This is a genomic window from Streptomyces sp. NBC_00597 (assembly GCF_041431095.1).
GTDB lineage: Bacteria > Actinomycetota > Actinomycetes > Streptomycetales > Streptomycetaceae > Streptomyces.
Map to the genome: position 1 here is coordinate 2,385,391 of NZ_CP107757.1, position 19,507 is coordinate 2,404,897.

The following is a 19,507-nucleotide window of genomic DNA, read 5'->3' on the forward strand; positions in this document are numbered from 1 at the left end:
TCCCCTCTCGTACGAAGGACCCCGATGCGCAAGACCCTTCCCGCGGCCCTCCTCGGTCTCGCCCTGCTCGGCGCGACGGCCCCCGCCTCCCAGGCCGCCACCGAAGCACCGTCCGCAGCGCCCGCCGCCCAGGCCGTGGGCATCCAGCAGGTCCAGTACAACTGGGACCTGACCGGCGACCAGCGCAACGCCGCCGCCGAGTACACCCGCTTCATCCTCTCGCTGCACCAGACCGGCACCATCTTGCGGGGCCACGGCAACCGCACCGTGTGGCAGACCCGCAACGCCAACGACATCATCGAGGTGGTCGTCGCCCTGCCCGAGGGCCGCCGGCTCAGCCTCTACGTGACGGCCCAGGACCTGTACCTGCGCGGTTTCGCGACCGCCGGGGGCGGCGGCCCCGTCTTCCAGTTCACCGATCCGCAGTACAACCTCGGCCAGATACTCGGCCGCAATGCGGTCAATCTCGGTTACAGCGGCAGCTACGGCAGTAGCAACGGCAACCAGGGCCTGGAAGTGGGCGACGCCAACCGCAGGACCCTGTCGATCACCCTGGCCGGCCTGCAGGGCCACTTCCAGACGCTGTGGCGCCACGCGGCCGACGGCAACCAGGACCGGGACGCCGTGCGCAGGGCGCTCATCCACGCGATCGCCGCGGTCGGCGAGGGGACCCGCTACCGCAACATCGAGAGCACCGTGCGCAACGGGATCGCCTCGTCCTCGTCCATCACCTCGCAGGAGGCCCAGGAAGAGAACCAGTGGGGGCCCGGCTCCACGTACATGCTCAACGAAACGGCCCGTCCGGGGGCGGGCGGCTCGTTCAACCTCGGCGGTGTCACGCGCCACGGCTTCAACGAGATGTCCGAATACGTCTCGATGGTCAAGCGACCCGGGTGACGGCATGACGCGACGGGGCCGCGCCGGCCATGAGCCGGCGCGGCCCCGTCGCCGTCAGCGCGATTCCGGGCCGGCCAGGTGGCGGGCGATGACCATGCGCTGGATCTGGTTGGTGCCCTCGACGATCTGGAGCACCTTCGCCTCGCGCATCAGGCGCTCCACCGGGAAGTCCGCGGTGTAGCCGTAGCCACCGAGGACCTGGACCGCGTCCGTGGTGACGGCCATGGCGGCGTCCGTGCAGAACAGCTTGGCCATCGCCGCCTGGCGGGAGAAGGGCTTGCCCGCGTCGCGCAGCCGCGCGGCGGCCAGGTACAGGGCCCGCCCGGCCTCGATCTTGGTGGCCATGTCGGCGAGCATGAAGCGCAGGCCCTGGAAGTCCGCGATCGGGTGCCCGAACTGCTTGCGGTCCAGGGCGTACGCGAGGGCCTCGTCCAGGGCGGCCTGCGCGACGCCGATGGCGCAGGCGGCGATGCCGAGGCGACCCGCGTCCAGGGCGGCCAGCGCGATGGTGAAGCCCTGGCCCTCCTCGCCGATGCGGCGGGTGTCCGGGACGCGGACCCCGTCGAAGTGCAGCTGGGCGGTGGGCGAGCCCTTCATGCCCATCTTCTTCTCGGGGACGGCGGCCGTCAGGCCCTCCGCGTCGCCGGGCACCAGGAAGGCGGTGATGCCCTTGGGGCCCTCGCCGCCGGTGCGCGCGAGGACGGTGTAGAAGTCGGCGACGCCGCCGTGGGTGATCCACGCCTTGGTGCCGGTGATGATCCAGTCGTCGCCATCGCGCACGGCCTTGGTGGTCAGCGACGCGGCGTCGGATCCCGAGGCGGGCTCGGAGAGGCAGTAGGCGCCGAGCAGGCCGCCGCCGAGCATGGCGGGCAGGTGGGCCTTCTGCTGCTCCTCGGTGCCGTATCCGGCCAGGCCGTGGCAGGCCAGGGAGTGCACGCTGACGCCGAGCCCGACGGTCAGGCGGGCCGCGGCGAGCTCCTCCAGGACCTGGAGGTAGACCTCGTACGGCTGCTCGCCGCCGCCGTACTCACCGGCGTACGGAAGACCGAGCAGGCCGGCCTCGGACAGCAGGGTGAAGATCGCGCGCGGGAAACGCCCGGCGTCCTCCTCGTCGGCGGCCACGGGGCGGATCTCCCGCTGTGCGATCTCTCGCACGAGTGCGAGGAGATCCCGGGACTCCTCGGTGGGCAGCTGACGGTCCACCGGCTGCGGGGCGCGGTCAGTCATGGCGGCGCTCTCCTCCCTCGTCGGGCACGGCGGCGACGCGTGAGGTGTGGGACGCGCCGCCGGGTCTCGGTGCTCTCACAGCCGATACTGCCCTCCCGGATCACGGAAGGGGCAGTTCAGTGGCTGCGGCGGCTTGAGTATGCCCGATCAGGAGCGTCCCGTCACCGGGGCAAGATCATCGACCGTCTCGAACGCCCCTTCGGGAAGGGGCGGCGGCGGACACTCCGGGACGAACTCCCCGATCACCGTCAGAGTCGCGCGCAGCTGGCGCACGAGCAGGGCTCCGAGCCGGGCCCGGTCGGGCTGCCGGGGCGAGGCGTCCGCGCCGTGATCCGCGTCCTCGCCCCAACCTGAGTCCGCCTCGACGCCGGTCCCCGTCCCCGCAGCGGCGGCCGGGGCGCCGATCCACTCCAAAGTGGTCCCCTCGACCCCGGACAGCCAGCCCACCAGCGCGAGCCGGGCGATCGGCGGGATGGCGCGGCGCCCGTAGGCGCCTTCGGCGATGGTGGCCACCAGCTCCTCGCGGACCGCATCGCGGATCGCGCGCACCTCGGCGTCCGAGCCCACTCCGCCCGTGACGATGGTGCGGTAGGCGGCCTGGTGGTGCTCGGCGTAGTGGAGGTAGCCGTCGATGGTGCGACGCACCCGCTCGACCTTGGGCAGGTCGGGCTCCCCGGCGGCGCGCGCGACGAGCTCGGCCACCGAGTCTTCGACGATCGCGAGGTAGTAGCCGCGCTTGCTCTTGAAGTAGTAGTAGATCAACCCCTTGGCGACGCCGGCCTGTTTGGCGATGTCGTCCATGGAGAGCGCGTCATATGCGGTGTCGGCGAACAACTTGCGGCCGATGCCTATGAGTTCGGTCCTGCGAACCTGCGAACGCCCGCTCGCACCACGCTGTTGACTATTATTCAAATTCGGCCCCAGCCTCGAACTGCCACAGGATGCCCGCAGTATGGCAGACCTGTCTCATGCACTTCCCCTGCGCACCGGACGACGTACGGGAGGCGAGGGCCGGGTCGACTGGCGGAAGTCGGCCGCCGTCGCGGTGCCCGCGGCCGCCGTGGTCCTCCAAACTGAGCAGCAGGGGCCTGGCCTCGTACGTGCAGACGGACCGCTCCGTCGACGGCAAGGGGCGTCCGGTGGCGCTGCTCGGCATCGGCGAGGCCACCCTTAGCGACGTCTGCCAGGCCGCCGAGGTGGACACCCCACTGGGAAAGGTGGTCTTCAAGCTGACGGCCGGCGGACCGGCCGGGCAGGTCACGGCGAGCAACCTCGTCATCGACGGCGAGGACCTCGACGGCGACACGACCTTCGGCACGGCGCAGATCGGCCGGGACGCCTCGACCCTCGACCGGGTGGACGGCATCAGGGGTGAGCCGGGGAAGTTCGGTCTGCAGGCGGGGGACATCGAGGTCGTCGGCGTGAAATCGCACGCCTGGTCCGCGACGGGCGGGAACTTCCGACTCAAGGGCATGCAGGTGAGCGTGGACCTGGACGGCACGAAGCGCTTCTGAGCCGTCGCCACCGCCCTCGCATCCCGCCCTCGCATCCGGCCGGCGCTCGCCCGGCAGCGGCGGCGGCTGCGCGCCTGGCGCGGACCCGGCCGTTCTGGGGCGGTCTGCTCGTCCTCCTGGGCGGGGCGGAGCTGCTGCTCGTCCCGCTCTCCCCGCTGACCGTACTGGTGAGCCCGGGCCTCGGCGGGATCGCCGCGGTGGGGATCGGCGCCGCGCCGGTCGCCGCGGGGCTGTTCCTGTGGTGCGCGCCCCGGGCCCGGGCGTACGTCTGCGTCCACGCCCTGCTGCTGTCCGTGCTGTCGTTCGTGGCGACGAACCTGGGCGGGTTCCTGGTCGGCACGCTGCTCGGGATCGCCGGGAGCGCGCTGCCCGACGGGGCGGCGGACGAGGAAGGGGCGGACGCGCAGGCCCCGTGCGCGCCGGGAGTGGCCCGGGCGGGAACGGGCCGTACGGGAAGGGCCCGGGCGGCGCCGTCCTCGGACGCTCGCCGTCGTGCTCCCGCTGCTGCTGGCCGCCGCGCCGACGGCGTGGGCCCCGCCCGCCAGGGCGGCGGGTCCGGCCTCCGGGCCGCCGGCGGCGACCCGGACTCCGCCGACCGTGACGACCTCGCTCTTCGCCCCGCAGGGCTTCGCGTTCGCGGGTGTCACCGAGGTCGCGACCGCCGACGGACCGCTGAGGGTGCTGGTGTTGAAGGTGCGCGCGGCATCACTGGAGGACTACCGGCTGCGCACCCGTGACGGGCGCGAGGAGTACGGCCTGGCCGCCAGGTCCCTTGAGCTGCGGGGCGACGTGACCTTGTACCTGACGAAGTTCAGCGGCTGCATCGATGGGCTGCTGTGCCTCACCTTCGGCTCGGACGGACTGCCCGCTCCCCCGGTGATCCCGCCGTTCGTCTTCATGACCCGGGTCAGCGCGGAGCAGGACCTGGTCACTTCGGACGTGATCGTCACCGACGGGCTGCGGCTGGAGGCCTCGTGACGACGGGCTCCGGGGCCGGGGCCGGGGCCGGGGTCAGAGCCGGGGCCGGGGTCAGAGCCAGCCGACCTGGGTGACGAACATGGCGACGACGACGACCAGCGTCCAGCCGAGCACGTGCTCCAGCCACTTGGAGTCGTCCTTGGGCCCGCCGGTCCCGACGAGCTTGCGGGCGCGGGCGGTGAGGGCGGCGCTGTGTGCGGTCATGCCGTCCAATGTGACAGCGTATGCGGCTTTCGCGGGAGAGACGATCGTCACGCGTGGCACGCATCACGCCCCGGCACGCCCGCCCCGGCGTGCCACCGGGCCCCGGCCGGTATGCGGTCGGGGCCCGGCACGCGAGGGATCAGGCCGTGCGGTTGCGGCCCGCCATGCCCGCCATGGAGAGGGCGAGCAGCAGGGCGACACCGCCGGCGATGACGTTGCTGACCACACTGCGGGTGGTGCTGACGTCCCCGGCGATGACCCATGGAGCCACGATCGTCCAGGCTCCGATGGCGACCGCCGTCCAGGCCATCGCGTGGGTGCGCTCATAAGCGGAGCCGAGTCCGCTCATGCAGAGGCAGTACGCCAGGCCGGCGATCAGGTTGTTGACCGCCAGCGGGCCGAGCCCGCTGAACCCGGCGATCCACGGCGAGGCCGCCAGGTACAGGCCCGTGATGAGGGCCAGCGCCTCCACGGCTTGGGCGGCGGGGGTGCTGGTGACCCGCTCGAACCGGGAGCGCATCTCGGCGAGGTCGGGGTGCTGTTCGATGCTGTGGGTGGTCATGGCGGGCCGCCTCCTGTAGAAGCCTTTATGTGCCCTTTATGACCTTATATTCCGCTTATCTTCGCCCGGGGTCAACGGGAACTTCCGGAAGTTCGGAAAGTTTCGGAGCCGCCGCCCTCACAGCACTCCCACCGCCCGCAGGGCCTGGATCTGGGCGGGCGTCGGGCGGGCCGGGGCGTACAGGTAGCAGATGCCCCCCGACCCGCTGGCGACCTTGCCCGCAGCGTTGTGGCGCTTGGTGCGCAGCCACACGTTCTCCCACTCGCGCCGCTCGTAGACGCGGCGGACCGCCGGATTGTCGGGCGAGTTCGGGTCGTTGGCGACCACGTCCCCGGCGGCGGTGAAGCCGATGACGGTCATCAGGTGGCCCGCGGTGCCGTAGCCCGCACCGGTGAGCTCCTCGGTGCGGAAGGACTGCGAGGTGATCGCGGGGATGCCCGAGCGGACCAGGGTCTCCAGGTCGGCGAGGGAGCGGAGCCGGGTGACGACCCCGGCGAGATCGCCGTAGGTGGCGGCGTACGCGGCATTGAAGGGCCAGTTGCCGCAGCCCTTGTAGGCGCTGTCGTAGGTGAACCTGGCCGCGTGGCAGACCTGCGGGTCGGCGTAGCGGGAATCGACCCAGGCCAGGTCCGTGGGGGCGGGCTTGTGACCCCAGTACTCGATGATCATCTGGGAGGAGGTGGGGCTGCACCAGGCCTCGCCGCCGTTGTCGTACTGGGGGTACTGGCCCTTGTGGACCTCCTGCGAGTAGCGGGGGACCTTCAGCTCGTGGGCTTCGCCCGAGGGCGCGGAGGCCTCGACGGTGAACCGGTCCGGGACGTCGGAGACCATGGCTCCGGCCAGCCACACCGTCGGCCCCCCGGTGGCCCCGGGCTTGCGGTACAGCGTCAGGCGCAGCTGCCAGTCCGCGATCCGTACGCCGTCCGCCCGTGCGGGGGCGTCGACGGCCAGGGTGTCGGTCCACACGGTGGAGGTGCCGTCGGTCTGGCCGTCCACGGAGGTGCGGCGGATGTCGCCGTCGCCGGAGGCCCAGCGCCCCATGACGTACCAGGGGGTGGCGGCGCGGGTTCCGTAGGTGGCCCGCAGTTCGACCTGGATCCAGGTGCCGGCCGGGGTGTGGGCGTTCCAGGAAGGGATCGCCTCGGTTCCGGGCACGCGGGAGCGGTGCACGGGAGAGGTCCAGGAGGCGTGTTCCCAGGTGCCCTTCTTCCCGGTGTGCCGGTCGGTGTACTCGGTGCGGCCGGCCGGGGAACCGATCACCAGCCCGGGGCGGGCGCCGGAGCGCGCGGCGGTCCCCTGGTGGGTGCCGGCCCGCCAGTGGGCGTAGGAGTACCAGAACCGGTTGTCGACCGTCTGGTGGGCGGCGGCTCCGGCCGACGCACCCGCGGCGGCTTCCGCTTCGGCGGGTGCCCCGGCGGCGGCTTCCGGTCCGGCCTGCGGGCCGCCTTCCGTACGGTCCCCGGCCGCCGAGGCCCGGCCGCCGGGGACGGTGACCGCGGTGGCCGCGGCTAGGGCGAGGGCCAGCAAGGCCCTGCGCGGTGTGGGTGCGGTCATCGGCGTGGCCCCCAAGGGTCGGTGCGGCGGATCGGCTTCCCCACCCTTCCAGTTCCCGCCCGCCGGGCACCGAAGCCACGGCGCAGTGTCGGGGGTGACGCCGGGCGCCGTGCGGCGGGCCGCGCGCCGGACCCGTGCGCCCTGCGCCGCCCCGAGGGGCCATACGCTGGCCGGGTGGAGCCTCAGCAGTCACTTCAATCGCTCGCACGCGAGCTCGCCGCCCTGCCGCCGTCCCTCGGCCCGGTGCGGCTGATCGGCATCGACGGGCACGCGGGGTCCGGGAAGAGCACCTTCGCCGGGCGGCTGTCCGAGGCGCTGGGCGGGGCGCCGGTGCTGCACCTGGACGACGTGGCCACCCACGAGGAGCTGTTCTGCTGGCCGGAGCGGCTGCGCGCGCAGGTGCTGGAGCCGCTCGCCGCCGGGCGGCCGGCCCACTGGGCCCCGTACGACTGGGTGGAGCGCCGCTTCGGCCCGGAGCGGGTGCTGGAGCCGGTGCCGGTGCTGCTGATCGAAGGGGTCGGGGCGGGCCGGCGGGCGCTGCGCCCGCATCTGGCGCGGCTGCTGTGGATGGAGACACCGCGCGCACAGTCCTGGGGACGCGGGCGAAATCGGGACGGGCGTGAACTTTCCGACTTCTGGGACGGATGGGAGCGCGCGGAGCTCGCGCACTTCTCCGATGATCCTTCGCGCCCCTTCGCCGGCACTTTGGTACGCCAGAGCGGTACGGGATACGAGTGGACTTCCGGGACGGATGCGACCGCCGGAAGGGCCTCTTCCGTCACCGAAGGTGACGGACTCCCCCGGGCCTGAGCCGCTCAAGAAAAGCACTTGAGCGGGCCTGTACCGACGTGCTTGACCTGGGCCCCGCACCGGCCTTACGTTCTGAATGTGCGGTCTTTCCAGGCCGCAGCAGACGCGAAGCCCCCGATCGTTCCCCCGTGATCGGGGGCTTCGTTCTGCCCCGGAGGGCTTCCGCACCCGCTCCGCGCGGGCCCGACCCCACCGGATCCTTCACCCTGAGTCACCTCGCGCGCCCCTGGTGCGCCACTGACCGGTGCCCACCGCACCCTACGTATGGTGCGTAGCCGCAGGTACGATGCACCCCTGATTTCATCGGCGCAGTGGACAACTCGCGGGCGCGACGCGGGGGTTGCTGTGCACCACGGGGGCAGGCTTGTGGGGGAAGTGATGGATTTCGGCACGCCGGGCACGCACGCCCCGGCCGAACTCGCTTGGCTGCGCGGGGTGGACGCCTGCACCATGGGCGCCTATCCGCAGGCCGAGGAGGAGTTCCGGACGGCCGTACGACTGGATCCCTCGATGGCCGATGCATGGCTGGGCCTGCACGCGCTCCGGGTGGACACCACGAACGCCTTATTGCGCATGTACGCCCACCGCGACCGCTTCGGCGAGCAGCGGGCCCGCCACCGGCGGACGCTGAACTCCTGGTACTGGCTGGGCTGGTGGGTGCAGCCCGTCCTGGAGAGCCGGCGGGACCTCCTGCTGGCCCACGCCTCGCACTGGCTGGACGGCCGGCACGTCCCCGAACTGGACCAGGCACTGGCAGCGCTGCCGCCGGTGGACACCGACGCGCAGGTCCGGTTCCTGCACGCCTGCCGGGCCTACCTGGTCAAGGACTGGGAGCAGCTGGTGCGGCACACCGAGCCGCTGGTGGACGATCCGCTGCTCGGCATCGAGGCGGGCCTGTTCGGCGGGATGGCCCGGGTCCGGCTGGAGATGTACGGGCAGGCCGAGCCGATGCTCTCGGCGGCGTTGATGCGCTGCCGCAGCGAGCAGCCGCAGCGCAAGGAGCTGCGGTACTGGCTGGCGCGGGCGCACGAGGGGACGGGGCGCAGCGCGGCGGCGCTGCCGCTGTACCGGGCGGTGCACCGGGTGGACCCGGCGTTCATGGACACGGCGGCCCGGCTGACGGCGATCGAGGACAGCGACTACGTGGACGGGGCCGACGGGTACGCCGGGTACGCCGCGGCCGGTTACGAGGGGTACTCCGGACACGATCTCTCCCCGGTCGGCGGGGACTTCGCGGCGGTGGCCCTCGGCGGCGGCCCCGTCCAGGACATCGCGGCGGACGGGCAGGTGGAGCCGGACCCGCTGATGGCTCCGGAGCCGGATCCGCGGTTCGGGGCTCCTGGTACGGGCCGGGTGGAAGGCGCGCGCCGCAAGGTGGCGGTCCCGCCGCAGACCGCGCCCGGAGGGCTACCGGCCGGGCCGGCCGATCCGGCGCTGCTGGCCGAGGCGCTCGCGGAGCTGGAGCGGATGGTGGGCCTGGAGCCGGTGAAGCGGCAGGTGAAGGCCCTCTCGGCGCAGCTGCACATGGCGCGGCTGCGGGCCGGGCAGGGGTTGCCGGTGCAGCCTCCCAAGCGGCACTTCGTGTTCTCCGGGCCGTCGGGCACGGGTAAGACGACGGTGGCGCGGATCCTGGGCCGGGTGTTCTACGCGCTGGGGCTGCTGGGCGGGGATCATCTGGTGGAGGCCCAACGGGCGGACCTGGTGGGTGAGTTCCTCGGGCAGACCGCCGTCAAGGCGAACGAGCTGATCGATTCGGCGATCGGCGGGGTGCTGTTCGTGGACGAGGCGTACAGCCTGTCCAACACCGGGTACAGCAAGGGCGACGCGTACGGGGACGAGGCGCTCCAGGTGCTGCTGAAGCGGGCGGAGGACAACCGGGACCACCTGGTGGTGATCCTCGCCGGGTATCCGGCCGGGATGGACCGGCTGTTGGCCGCCAACCCCGGGCTGTCCTCGCGGTTCACGAGCCGGGTGGACTTCCCCAGCTACCGGCCGCTGGAGCTGACGGCGATCGGCGGGGTGCTGGCCGACGCGAACGGGGACTGCTGGGACGAGGAGGCCCTGGACGAGCTGCGCAGCATCAGCGGGCATGTGGTGGAGCAGGGCTGGATCGACGAGCTGGGCAACGGCCGGTTCCTGCGCACCCTGTACGAGAAGAGCTGCGCGTACCGGGACCTGCGGCTGGCGGGCTTCCCCGGTGAGCCCTCCCGGGAGGACCTGGCGACGCTGCGGCTGCCCGACCTGATGCAGGCGTACGGGGAGGTCCTGTCGGGCCGCGGCCCGCAGGACCGCGACCGCCCGGAGCCGCCGCCGCTGTGACCGCCGCCCGGCGGGGGGAGCCCCCTGCCGGGCAGCGGTGGCGGATCGGCCGTCAGCCGATCAGGGCGCCCTCGGCACGCGGCCCGGTCCGGCGGGCCGGGACGCGGTGCGCGGGGTCGCGGACCTCGCCGACCAACATCTCCAGGACGTCCTCCAGGGCGACCAGGCCCAGTACCCGGCCGGCCGGGTCGGCGACCTGGGCCAGATGGGTGGCGTCCCGGCGCATGACGCTGAGCGCGTCGTCCAGCGGGAGCGTGGCGGACAGGGTGGGCATCCGGCGCCAGATCCGCTGGGGCACGGCCCGCTCCCGCTCCTCCATGTCCAGTACGTCCTTGACGTGCACGTAGCCCATGAAGGCGCCGTTCTCGGAGCGGACGGGGAAGCGGGAGTAGCCGGTGCGGACCGTCAGCTGCTCGATCTGCCGCGGGGTCGCCGAGGGGCCGACCGTGACGAGCCGCTCCGGCGCGAGCAGGACGTCGGTGACCGGGCGGCTGCCCAGTTCCAGGGCGTCCTCCAGCCGCTCCTGCTCGCCCGGCTCCAGGAGCCCGGCCTGCCGGGAGTCCTCGACGAGCCGGCCGAGCTGGGCGCTGGTGTAGACGGCCTCGACCTCGTCCTTGGGCTCCACCTTGAACAGGCGGAGCACCAGGTGCGCGCAGGAGCCCAGCGCGGTGGTGACGGGGCCGCACAGCCGTGCGAAGGCGACCAGGCCGGGGCTGAACCAGAGCGCGGTCTTCTCGGGGGCGGCCATGGCGAGGTTCTTGGGCACCATTTCGCCGATGACCAGGTGCAGGAAGACGACGGCGGCGAGGGCCACCGCGTAGCCCAGCGGGTGGATCATGCCCTGCGGGACGTGCGCCGCGTGGAACAGCGGCTCCAGCAGACGGGCCATCGTCGGTTCGGCGACTGCGCCGAGGGTCAGGGAGCAGACGGTGATCCCGAACTGGGCCGCCGCCATCATCCGCGGCAGGTTCTCCAGGCCGTACAGCACCTGGCGGGCCGGCTTGGACTCGGCGGCCAGCGGCTCGATCTGGCTGCGCCGGACGGAGACGAGGGCGAACTCCGCGCCCACGAAGAACCCGTTGGCGAGGACCAGGAGCAGTGCGAAGAGCAGTTGCAGTGCGTTCATCGGACCGCTGCCTCCCTGTCGGCCGGGTGTCCGGCGGCGGGGCCGGGCTCGGGGGACGCCGGCCGCCGTGCGGCCGGAGCCGCGTCCGGGCGTGCGGCCGGGGCGGGGTGGGGAGCCGGGTGGGGGGCGGGGAGCAACCTCACCAGCCGGACCCGTTCGGCCCGGTAACGGCCGACCTGGCGGACGGACAGCTTCCAGCCGGGCAGTTCGGCGCGGTCCCCGGGGGCCGGGATCCGGCCGAGCAGGTCGGCGACGAGGCCGGCGACGGTCTCGTACGGGCCCTCGGGCACCTCCAGGCCTATCCGGCGCAGGGTCTGCACCCGGCAGCTGCCGTCGGCCTCCCAGGACGGGCGGCCGTCCTCGGCGGGTACCGCGGCGAGCTCGGGACCGGCGTCCTCGGCGAGGTCGTGCTCGTCGCGGACCTCGCCGACGAGCTCCTCCACGATGTCCTCCAGGGTGACCACCCCGGCAGTGCCGCCGTACTCGTCGACGACCACGGCCATGGGTTGCTCGCTGCGCAGCCGCTCCAGCAGGGGCTGTACCGGCAGGGAGCCGGGCACCAGCAGCGGGGCGACGCAGATCCGGCTGACGGTGGTGCGGGCGCGCTCGGACTCGGGCACGGCGAGGGCGTCCTTGAGGTGGACGACGCCGGTGACCTCGTCGATGCGCTCCCGGTAGACCGGGAACCGGGACAGTCCGGTGGCGCGGGTCAGGTTGAGCACGTCGGCCGCGGTGGCCGTGTGCTGGAGGGCACTGACCTTCACGCGGGGGGTCATGACGTGCTGGGCCGTGAGCTCGCCCAGCGACAGGGTCCGTACGAAGAGGTCGGCGGTGTCCTGTTCGAGGGCGCCGGCCTGGGCCGAATGGCGGACCAGGGAGACCAGTTCGCCGGGGGTGCGGGCGGAGGCCATCTCATCGGCCGGCTCGACGCCGAGCGCCCGTACGAGACGGTTGGCCACGGCGTTGAGGGCGGCGATGACCGGCCGGAAGGCGCGGGAGAAGACCTGCTGCGGGCCGGCCACGAACCGGGCCACCTGCAACGGCCGGGAGACCGCCCAGTTCTTCGGGACGAGCTCGCCGACGACCATCTGGACGGCGGAGGCGAGCAGCATGCCGATGAAGACGGCGATGCCGGAGACGGCTCCCGCGGGCAGGCCGGTCGCCGCGAGCGGCCGGACCAGCAGTCTGGCGAGGGCCGGTTCGGCGAGCATGCCGACCACGAGGGAGGTGATGGTGATGCCCAGCTGGGTGCCGGAGAGCTGGAAGGACAGCTCCCGCAGGGCTTCGACCACCGTGCGGGCACGGCGGTCGCCGTCAGCTGCGGCGCGCTCGGCCTCGGGACGTTCGACGGTGACGAGGCCGAATTCGGCCGCCACGAAGAAGCCGTTGGCGAGGATCAGGGCGAATGCCGCCACGAGCAGAAGTAGCGGGATGGTCATGCCGCCGCCTCCGTGGGGAGGGCGGCGCGGGTACTACCGGACGATCCGTCCATTGCTGGAGGGAGTCACTCCTCAAGTCGCAGGTGCCACGGGCCTCGGGGCCCGGGGCCGGTGGGAGGGCGCACGGGTGCGCCCCGCCACCAGGGTAGTCACTGAGATCGCCGCCGCAATGGGACGCAGCGGTCGGCTGCGGCTCCGGTGCTTCGTCCGAGAGCCGCTCCAGGGCCGTTCGAGGCCCGTTCACCGGGCGTTCGACGACCGTTCGAGGTCGGCGCGGCGGCCGGCTCAGTGGTGGTGCGGCCCGGTTCCCCGGGCTTCGGCGAGCGCGCGCAGGGCGCGGGCGTCGCCGATGGCCTGCTGCCGGGCCACGCCGGGCTGGATGCCGAGGGCGGGCAGGCTCGTTCCGTCGCTGAGGTCGAGGAACACCCACGGGTCGCCCGGGCGGAGGTTGACGCGCAGGATCTGCGCCCACTCCAGGCGGCGGGTGCTGGTCAGGTTCACGACGGTGACGCCCGCCTCGTCCGCGACCACCTTGGGGCGGCTGAGCAGGACGAGTACGGAGGTCAGCAGGACGGCGGTGAAGACGAAGCTGATCCGCTCCCCCGGGCCGAGGTTCTCCAGCAGGAGGGCGATCGCCGTGATGGTGGCGAACATGGCGAGCCCGACGCCCAACAGGACGACCCGGGTCCGGGTCGGCCGGAAGGTGACCGGCAGGTCGGGCAGTACGGGCTGGGCGGCGGACTCGGCCATGATGCTGGTGATGCCTTCTGCGGGGGGACGTACGGATCGGGAGAACGTACGGGTCAGAGACGGCAGGCGTGGATCGAGGTGGTGAGGATCGCGCGCGCACCGAGCTCGTACAGGTCGTCCATGATCCGCTGCGCCTCCTTGGCCGGGACCATCGCGCGGACGGCGACCCAGCCCTCGTTGTGCAGCGGGGAGACGGTCGGCGACTCCAGGCCCGGGGTGAGGGCGACGGCCCGCTCCAGGTGCTCGGCGCGGCAGTCGTAGTCCATCATCACGTAGCTGCGGGCCACCAGGACGCCCTGGAGGCGGCGCAGGAACTGCTGGGCCTGCGGGTTGTCGGCGGAGGTGCCGTTGCCCCGGATGACCACGGCCTCGGAGGTGAGGATCGGCTCGCCGATGACCTCCAGGCCCGCGTTGCGCAGGCTGGTGCCGGTCTCGACGACGTCCGCGATGACCTGGGCGACGCCGAGCTGGATGGCGGTCTCCACCGCGCCGTCCAGGTGGACGACGGAGGCGTCGATGCCCTGCTCCGCGAGGTGCTTGGCGACGATTCCCTCGTACGAGGTCGCGATCGTCATCCCGTGGAAGTCCTCGGGGCCCTTCGCCGTGCCGGGCTTGGTGGCGTAGCGGAACGTGGAGCGGCCGAAGTTCAGCGGGAGGATCTCCTCGGCGCTGGCGCCGGAGTCGAGCAGCAGGTCACGACCGGTGATGCCGATGTCGAGCTTGCCCGAGGAAACGTAGATCGCGATGTCCTTGGGGCGGAGGTAGAAGAACTCCACCTCGTTCTCGGGGTCGACGACCACGAGCTCCTTGGACTCCTTGCGCTGGCGGTAGCCGGCCTCATGGAGCATCGCCGACGCCGGTCCGGAGAGTGAACCCTTGTTGGGGACGGCGATACGCAGCATGGGGCTTCCTTCAGTGCGTGGTTGCGATGGGTGTGGGTGGTGTGGGGGGGGACCTGCGGGGACCCGCCTGCGGCTGCGGCCTAGAGGTGCGCGTAGACGTCGTCGAGGGAGATCCCGCGCGCGACCATCATCACCTGGACGTGGTACAGCAGCTGGGAGATCTCCTCGGCGGCGGCTTCCTTGCCCTCGTACTCGGCGGCCATCCAGACCTCGGCGGCCTCCTCGACGACCTTCTTGCCGATGGCATGGACGCCCTTGCCTACGAGCTCGGCGGTACGGGAGGAGCTGGGGTCGCCGTTGGCGGCCTTGAGCTGGAGCTCGGTGAAGAGCTCTTCGAAGCTCTTGGAGGGTTTCTTCGCCATGATGGTCCTCAGAATACGGGGTCCCCCGCCGCCACTCAGCGCCAGGGTTCGCTGACGGACCGCAGGGTCGCAGCGGTGGAGACGGCGGCGATGACCGCTTCGTGCCCCTTGTCCTCGTTCGACCCCTCAAGCCCGGCACGGTCCAGCGCCTGCTCGTCGTTGTCGCACGTCAGGACGCCGAAGCCGATGGGGACTCCGGTGTCGATCGACACCTGTACCAGGCCTTGGGTGACGCCCTGGCAGACGTAGTCGAAGTGTGGGGTGCCGCCGCGGATGACGACTCCGAGGGCGACGATGGCATCGTAACCGCGACCGGCGAGTACCTTCGCCACGACCGGGAGCTCGAAGCTGCCGGGGACGCGCAGCACGGTGGGCTCGTCGATGCCCAGCTCGTGCAGGGCCCGCAGGGCGCCGTCGACGAGCCCGTCCATGACCTTTTCGTGCCACTGGGCCGCGACGACGGCGACCCGGAGGTCTCCGCAGTTCCTGACACTCAGTTCGGGTGCGCCCTTGCCGCTCACAGCTGTGCTCCTCGTTCTTGGTGGTTCGTCGTTCGTGTGCGTGGTGGGTGGTGCGTGGTGGGTGTCGGTACGTGGTTACTGGTTGCCGCAGGTGCTCGCGGTCTGGTCCAGCCAGGGCAGGTCGTGGCCCATCCGGTCCCGCTTCGTGCGCAGGTACCGCAGATTGTGCTCGCCCGCCTCCGTGGGCATCGCCACCCGGTCGTTGACCGTGATGCCGTGCCGTACGAGCGCGGCGGACTTGTCGGGGTTGTTGGTCAGCAGCCGGACGCTCTTGACGCCGAGGTCGGCGAGGATCTGCGCGCCGGCGGCGTAGTCGCGGGCGTCGGCCGGCAGGCCGAGCTCCAGGTTGGCGTCCAGGGTGTCGCGGCCGCGCTCCTGGAGCTCGTACGCGCGCAGCTTGGACACCAGTCCGATGCCGCGGCCCTCGTGGCCGCGCAGGTAGACGACGACGCCGCGGCCCTCGGCCTTGACGCGGGCCATGGAGGCGTGCAGCTGGGGGCCGCAGTCGCAGCGCAGGGAGTGGAAGATGTCGCCGGTCAGGCACTCGGAGTGGACCCGGACCACGATGTCCGTGCCGTCGCCGATCTCGCCGTGGACGAGGGCGACGTGCTCGACGCCGTCGACGGTGGAGCGGAAGCCGTACGCGGTGAAGTCGCCGTGCGCGGTCGGCAGGGTGACCTGGGCCTCGCGGCGCACGGTCGGCTCCTCTGAGCGGCGGTAGGCGATCAGGTCCTCGATGGAGATGATCGTCAGGCCGTGCTTGCGGGCGAACGGGATCAGCTCGGGCAGGCGCAGCATGACGCCGTCCTCGCCGGCGATCTCCACGATCGCGCCGACGGGGCGCAGGCCCGCGAGGCGGGCGAGGTCGACGGCGGCCTCGGTGTGGCCGTTGCGGACCAGGACGCCGCCGGGCTTGGCGCGCAACGGGAAGATGTGGCCGGGGCGCACGAAGTCGGCGGGTTCGCAGACGCTGTCGGCGAGCATCCGCAGGGTGGTGGAGCGGTCGGCGGCCGAGATGCCGGTGGTGACGCCGTGGGCGGCACTGGCGTCGACGGAGACGGTGAAGGCCGTCTTCATCGACTCGGTGTTGTTCTGGACCATCTGGGGCAGTTCGAGCCGCTCCAGCTCGGAGCCCTCCATGGGGGCGCAGATCAGGCCGCGGCACTCGCTCATCATGAACGCGACGATCTCCGGGGTGGCCTTCTCGGCGGCGATGACGAGGTCGCCCTCGTTCTCGCGGTCCTCGTCGTCGACGACGACGACCGGCCGGCCGGCCGCGATGTCGCGGATGGCCTGCTCGACGGGGTCGAGCCGGAAGGCGGCTTCGAGGACGGCGTCGATGTCGGGCACGGGCTTGAGGGTGGTCATGCCGTTGCTCCTTCCAGGGCCGGGGCGGGGGTGGTGCGCGAACGCTGGTACCAGTCGTGGGCGCCCCACAGGACGAGCGCGAAGTAGACGACGTAGACGAGGCCGGAGAAGGCCAGGCCGTTGGTGAAGGCGAGGGGGACGCCGACCAGGTCGACGAGGAGCCAGGCGAACCAGAACTCGACGAGGCCGCGGGCCTGGGCGACCATCGCGACGATCGTGCCGACGAAGATGTAGGCGTCGGCCCACGGGCTCCACGACAGGTTCGGGAAGAGCGTGAACAGGCCGCCGACGGCGAGGGTGCCGAGGGCCGCTCCCGCGAGGAGCAGTCCGCGCTCGGTCCAGGTCGCGGTGCGCACGGCGAGGGTGCCGTCCTGGGCCCGCTGCCGGCCGAGCTGCCAGGCGCGCCAGCCCCATGCGGCCACGCCGATGACGAGGAGCTGCTTCCCGACGCCGCCGGCGAGGTGGGCGGAGGCATAGGCGGCTATGAGGATCAGGCCGGACAGGAGCTGTGCGGGCCAGGTCCAGATGGAGCGGCGCCAACCGAGGGCGAGGGCCGCCAGGCCCATCAGGTTGCCGATCATGTCGGACCAGATGACCTTCTGGCCGAAGACCGTGAAGGCTTCGGCGTTGAGCCAGGTCAGGGCGCTCACCGGTCGGTCTCCTCGGCATCGGCGGGGGTGGCGGTCAGGGGGTTCACGCCGGCGGCCAGCAGGCGCTCGACATACTTCGCGAGGACGTCCACCTCAAGGTTGACCGGGTCGCCGGGCTTCTTGATGCCGAGCGTGGTCAGCGCGAGGGTGGTGGGGATGAGGCTGATGCTGAAGTGGTCGGCGGCTGCCTCGACGACCGTGAGGCTGACGCCGTCGACGGTGATCGAGCCCTTCTCCACCACGTAGCGCGCGAGGCTCGCCGGGAGGGAGACCTTGACGATCTCCCAGTGCTCGGAGGGCGTCCGGGAGAGGATCTCGCCGGTGCCGTCCACGTGCCCCTGGACCAGGTGTCCGCCGAGCCGTCCACCGAGGGCCATCGGGCGTTCCAGGTTGACCCGGGAGCCGGCCCGGAGGGCGCCGAGGCTGGAGCGGTTGAGGGTCTCCTGCATGACGTCGGCGGTGAACTCGCCGTCCGCGGTCTCCACCACGGTGAGGCAGACGCCGTTGACGGCGATGGAGTCGCCGTGCTTGGCGCCGTCGGTGACGACGGGGCCGCGCAGGCGGAAGCGGGAGGCCTCCGAGAGCTGCTCGACGGCGGTGACCTCGCCCAGTTCTTCGACGATTCCGGTGAACACTCAGTGCTCCTTGGGGGCGGTGGGGGTGGGGACGGCTTCGGGTACGGCGGTGATGCGCAGATCGGTGCCGACGCGGACGGCCTCGGTGATGTGGAGGCGTACCGCGTGGGCGATGTTCGTGATGCCGGCGTCGGCGAGGGCTGCGGGGCCGGAGCCGAGGAGCGCCGGGGCGAGGTAGCCGACGACGCGGTCGACGGCCGCGGCTTCGAGGAAGGCGCCCGCCAGGGTGGGGCCGCCTTCGAGGAAGACGGAGCGCACGCCGCGGGCGTACAGCTCGCCGAGCAGGTCGTGGACGGCGATGCGGCCGTCGTGCAGGGGCAGCCGGAGCAGTTCGACGCCCGGCAGGTGCCGGGTGTCGGCGTCCTCGCCGACGACGAGCAGCGTGGGCGCGGCGTCGTCGAGGACGCGGGCGGTGGGCGGGAGGCCGGCGCGGGTGTCGACGGCGACGCGCAGCGGCTGGGTGGCGCCGTCGATGCCCCGTACCGCGAGGTGCGGGTCGTCGGCGCGCAGGGTGCCGCCGCCCACGAGGACGGCGTCGGCCTCGGCGCGCAGCCGGTGGACGTCGGCGCGGGACTCCGGGCCGGTGATCCAGCGGCTGCTGCCGTCGGCGGCGGCGCTGCGGCCGTCGAGGGTGGCCGCGTACTTCCAGGTCACGTGCGGGCGGCCCAGGCGTACGGAGGTGAGCCAGGCGGCGTTGCCGGCCGAGGCCTCGGCTTCCAGGAAGCCGCCCTCGGTCTTGGTCCCTGCGTCGCGCAGGGTGGCGGCGCCGCCGCTGGCCTGCGGGTTCGGGTCCGGGACTGCGTAGACCACGCGGGTGATGCCGGCCTCGATCAACGCCTGGGCACAGGGCCCCGTACGGCCGGTGTGGTTGCAGGGCTCCAGGGTGACGTAGGCGGTACCGCCGCGGGCCGCTCCGCCTGCCGCGCGCAGGGCGTGGACCTCGGCGTGCGGGCCGCCGGCCCGCTGGTGCCAGCCCTCGCCGACGACGGTGCCCGCGGCGTCGGTGATGACGCAGCCGACGATCGGGTTGGGGCTGGTGGAGCCGAGGCCGCGGGCGGCGAGCTCGATGGCGCGGCGCATGGCCCGCGCGTCGGCATCGGCGTCGTGCGGTGCGGGTGCGGCATGGTTCGCCACCGGGTCCTCCTGCCTCGATCGGGCACGGACTCCGGGGCCTGTCGGGATACGACAGATGAAGCGGTACAGCACACGCGGGGACGCCGAGGCCGAAAAAACGGTCCGCCCGGCCGCATCCGCAGGGATGCGCCGATGAACCGCCGACGGCGGCGTACCGGTGACTGGCCCGCCGCGCACTGCCTCCCATCCGGACTTTCACCGTCGGTCCAGGAATTTCACCTGATCAACCGGCCGCTGGCTGCGGACGGGTCGCGGACTATACCGCCGGTTCGGAATTACACCGACCCCGGAGTGCGCTGCTTACTGGTACTGCTGCCAGTTTGCCACGGGTGATCCGAGGCCATGCGAGTGAGGGGCTGTGGCCTGGGTCACAAGGGGCGGTTCGCGCGGGAGTCCGTCAAGTAGGCCCACGATTGGTCCAGACCTATTGACGAGGTGGTCTAGTCCTCTTAACGTTCCCTTCACCCTCTCCGGGAGACAGCCCGTCAGATGTGCGCACGTCACGGGCCAACACGCACCACTTTCATGCCTGTTGTGTCCCACGCGTCCCGCCAT

Annotated in this window: 20 protein-coding genes, 1 pseudogene and 1 riboswitch; of the genes and pseudogenes, 6 read left to right on the top strand and 15 right to left on the bottom strand. The window is 72.3% G+C overall.

Annotated features, from left to right (window positions below; genetic code table 11):
- Positions 1-24 precede the first annotated feature (24 nt).
- A complete protein-coding gene (locus tag OG974_RS10435; RefSeq protein WP_327282409.1) occupies positions 25-897 on the top strand; it encodes a ribosome-inactivating family protein in 873 nt (290 codons plus the stop codon).
- A gap of 54 nt (positions 898-951) precedes the next feature.
- Here the strand turns inward: OG974_RS10435 and OG974_RS10440 are convergent, their stop codons facing one another.
- Both OG974_RS10440 and OG974_RS10445 read right to left on the bottom strand, forming a co-directional pair.
- Complete coding sequence (locus OG974_RS10440; protein ID WP_327282411.1) at positions 952-2,124, bottom strand: acyl-CoA dehydrogenase family protein; 1,173 nt, start codon at positions 2,122-2,124, stop codon at positions 952-954.
- 147 nt (positions 2,125-2,271) lie between these two features.
- On the bottom strand, positions 2,272-3,036 hold the full coding sequence (locus OG974_RS10445; RefSeq protein ID WP_328762115.1) for a TetR/AcrR family transcriptional regulator: 765 nt from the start codon (positions 3,034-3,036) through the stop codon (positions 2,272-2,274).
- A gap of 188 nt (positions 3,037-3,224) precedes the next feature.
- Here OG974_RS10445 and OG974_RS10450 point away from each other — a divergent pair, with 188 nt between their 5' ends.
- From OG974_RS10450 to OG974_RS10460, 3 genes and pseudogenes are all read left to right on the top strand, one after another.
- On the top strand, positions 3,225-3,638 hold the full coding sequence (locus OG974_RS10450) for a DUF6230 family protein (RefSeq protein WP_327282413.1): 414 nt from the start codon (positions 3,225-3,227) through the stop codon (positions 3,636-3,638).
- A gap of 134 nt (positions 3,639-3,772) precedes the next feature.
- Positions 3,773-3,946, top strand: a pseudogene (locus OG974_RS10455) (DUF6114 domain-containing protein); the annotation flags it as partial.
- A gap of 184 nt (positions 3,947-4,130) precedes the next feature.
- Positions 4,131-4,616, top strand: a complete 486-nt coding sequence (locus OG974_RS10460) for a hypothetical protein (protein WP_371646270.1) — start codon at positions 4,131-4,133, stop codon at positions 4,614-4,616.
- 51 nt (positions 4,617-4,667) lie between these two features.
- On the opposite strand, the gene OG974_RS10465 is transcribed toward OG974_RS10460, so the two are convergent.
- From OG974_RS10465 to OG974_RS10475, 3 genes are all read right to left on the bottom strand, one after another.
- A complete protein-coding gene (locus OG974_RS10465) occupies positions 4,668-4,820 on the bottom strand; it encodes an SCO1431 family membrane protein (RefSeq protein WP_327282415.1) in 153 nt (50 codons plus the stop codon).
- A 139-nt stretch (positions 4,821-4,959) separates the two neighbouring features.
- The gene (locus OG974_RS10470; protein WP_371646273.1) at positions 4,960-5,382 is read right to left on the bottom strand and encodes an SPW repeat protein; all 423 of its coding nucleotides are present in this window, start codon (positions 5,380-5,382) and stop codon (positions 4,960-4,962) included.
- Between the two features lie 117 nt (positions 5,383-5,499).
- Complete coding sequence (locus OG974_RS10475) at positions 5,500-6,936, bottom strand: peptidase C39 family protein (protein ID WP_371646274.1); 1,437 nt, start codon at positions 6,934-6,936, stop codon at positions 5,500-5,502.
- Between the two features lie 174 nt (positions 6,937-7,110).
- On the opposite strand from OG974_RS10475, the gene OG974_RS10480 reads away from it, so the two are divergent.
- Both OG974_RS10480 and OG974_RS10485 read left to right on the top strand, forming a co-directional pair.
- Entirely contained in the window at positions 7,111-7,746 is a 636-nt protein-coding gene (locus OG974_RS10480; protein ID WP_371646276.1) for a uridine kinase, read from the top strand.
- 378 nt (positions 7,747-8,124) lie between these two features.
- Positions 8,125-10,065, top strand: a complete 1,941-nt coding sequence (locus OG974_RS10485; protein WP_327282419.1) for an AAA family ATPase — start codon at positions 8,125-8,127, stop codon at positions 10,063-10,065.
- A gap of 52 nt (positions 10,066-10,117) precedes the next feature.
- Here the strand turns inward: OG974_RS10485 and OG974_RS10490 are convergent, their stop codons facing one another.
- From OG974_RS10490 to ribD, 10 genes are all read right to left on the bottom strand, one after another.
- Complete coding sequence (locus OG974_RS10490; RefSeq protein ID WP_327282420.1) at positions 10,118-11,191, bottom strand: hemolysin family protein; 1,074 nt, start codon at positions 11,189-11,191, stop codon at positions 10,118-10,120.
- On the bottom strand, positions 11,188-12,630 hold the full coding sequence (locus tag OG974_RS10495) for a hemolysin family protein (protein WP_371646279.1): 1,443 nt from the start codon (positions 12,628-12,630) through the stop codon (positions 11,188-11,190). Before OG974_RS10495 ends, OG974_RS10490 begins: the two co-directional genes overlap by 4 nt.
- A 285-nt stretch (positions 12,631-12,915) precedes the next feature.
- Entirely contained in the window at positions 12,916-13,380 is a 465-nt protein-coding gene (locus OG974_RS10500; RefSeq protein ID WP_327282422.1) for a PH domain-containing protein, read from the bottom strand.
- A 53-nt stretch (positions 13,381-13,433) separates the two neighbouring features.
- Positions 13,434-14,282, bottom strand: a complete 849-nt coding sequence (gene hisG / locus OG974_RS10505) for an ATP phosphoribosyltransferase (RefSeq protein ID WP_327282423.1) — start codon at positions 14,280-14,282, stop codon at positions 13,434-13,436.
- 80 nt (positions 14,283-14,362) lie between these two features.
- Positions 14,363-14,644 (bottom strand): phosphoribosyl-ATP diphosphatase, encoded by a 282-nt coding sequence (locus OG974_RS10510; protein WP_327282424.1) that lies wholly within the window; start codon positions 14,642-14,644, stop codon positions 14,363-14,365.
- Between the two features lie 35 nt (positions 14,645-14,679).
- A complete protein-coding gene (ribH, locus tag OG974_RS10515; RefSeq protein ID WP_266631219.1) occupies positions 14,680-15,165 on the bottom strand; it encodes a 6,7-dimethyl-8-ribityllumazine synthase in 486 nt (161 codons plus the stop codon).
- A gap of 75 nt (positions 15,166-15,240) precedes the next feature.
- The gene (locus tag OG974_RS10520; RefSeq protein WP_371646282.1) at positions 15,241-16,533 is read right to left on the bottom strand and encodes a bifunctional 3,4-dihydroxy-2-butanone-4-phosphate synthase/GTP cyclohydrolase II; all 1,293 of its coding nucleotides are present in this window, start codon (positions 16,531-16,533) and stop codon (positions 15,241-15,243) included.
- A complete protein-coding gene (locus OG974_RS10525) occupies positions 16,530-17,183 on the bottom strand; it encodes a nicotinamide mononucleotide transporter family protein (RefSeq protein ID WP_327282426.1) in 654 nt (217 codons plus the stop codon). Before OG974_RS10525 ends, OG974_RS10520 begins: the two co-directional genes overlap by 4 nt.
- Positions 17,180-17,818, bottom strand: a complete 639-nt coding sequence (locus tag OG974_RS10530; RefSeq protein WP_327282427.1) for a riboflavin synthase — start codon at positions 17,816-17,818, stop codon at positions 17,180-17,182. The genes OG974_RS10525 and OG974_RS10530 overlap by 4 nt, the downstream gene beginning before the upstream one ends.
- Complete coding sequence (gene ribD, locus OG974_RS10535) at positions 17,819-18,898, bottom strand: bifunctional diaminohydroxyphosphoribosylaminopyrimidine deaminase/5-amino-6-(5-phosphoribosylamino)uracil reductase RibD (protein ID WP_371646782.1); 1,080 nt, start codon at positions 18,896-18,898, stop codon at positions 17,819-17,821.
- A gap of 223 nt (positions 18,899-19,121) precedes the next feature.
- Positions 19,122-19,251, bottom strand: a riboswitch (FMN riboswitch).
- Positions 19,252-19,507 lie beyond the last annotated feature (256 nt).

What these genes read in the sequence shown, in the direction of transcription:
- OG974_RS10435 (WP_327282409.1), top strand. Translation starts at nt 25, where the DNA reads ATGCGCAAGACCCTTCCCGCGGCCCTCCTCGGTCTCGCCCTGCTCGGC.
- OG974_RS10440 (WP_327282411.1), bottom strand. Translation starts at nt 2,124, where the DNA reads ATGACTGACCGCGCCCCGCAGCCGGTGGACCGTCAGCTGCCCACCGAG.
- OG974_RS10465 (WP_327282415.1), bottom strand. Translation starts at nt 4,820, where the DNA reads ATGACCGCACACAGCGCCGCCCTCACCGCCCGCGCCCGCAAGCTCGTC.
- OG974_RS10470 (WP_371646273.1), bottom strand. Translation starts at nt 5,382, where the DNA reads ATGACCACCCACAGCATCGAACAGCACCCCGACCTCGCCGAGATGCGC.
- OG974_RS10475 (WP_371646274.1), bottom strand. Translation starts at nt 6,936, where the DNA reads ATGACCGCACCCACACCGCGCAGGGCCTTGCTGGCCCTCGCCCTAGCC.
- OG974_RS10485 (WP_327282419.1), top strand. Translation starts at nt 8,125, where the DNA reads ATGGATTTCGGCACGCCGGGCACGCACGCCCCGGCCGAACTCGCTTGG.
- OG974_RS10490 (WP_327282420.1), bottom strand. Translation starts at nt 11,191, where the DNA reads ATGAACGCACTGCAACTGCTCTTCGCACTGCTCCTGGTCCTCGCCAAC.
- OG974_RS10495 (WP_371646279.1), bottom strand. Translation starts at nt 12,630, where the DNA reads ATGACCATCCCGCTACTTCTGCTCGTGGCGGCATTCGCCCTGATCCTC.
- OG974_RS10500 (WP_327282422.1), bottom strand. Translation starts at nt 13,380, where the DNA reads ATGGCCGAGTCCGCCGCCCAGCCCGTACTGCCCGACCTGCCGGTCACC.
- hisG (WP_327282423.1), bottom strand. Translation starts at nt 14,282, where the DNA reads ATGCTGCGTATCGCCGTCCCCAACAAGGGTTCACTCTCCGGACCGGCG.
- OG974_RS10510 (WP_327282424.1), bottom strand. Translation starts at nt 14,644, where the DNA reads ATGGCGAAGAAACCCTCCAAGAGCTTCGAAGAGCTCTTCACCGAGCTC.
- OG974_RS10520 (WP_371646282.1), bottom strand. Translation starts at nt 16,533, where the DNA reads ATGACCACCCTCAAGCCCGTGCCCGACATCGACGCCGTCCTCGAAGCC.
- ribD (WP_371646782.1), bottom strand. Translation starts at nt 18,898, where the DNA reads ATGCGCCGCGCCATCGAGCTCGCCGCCCGCGGCCTCGGCTCCACCAGC.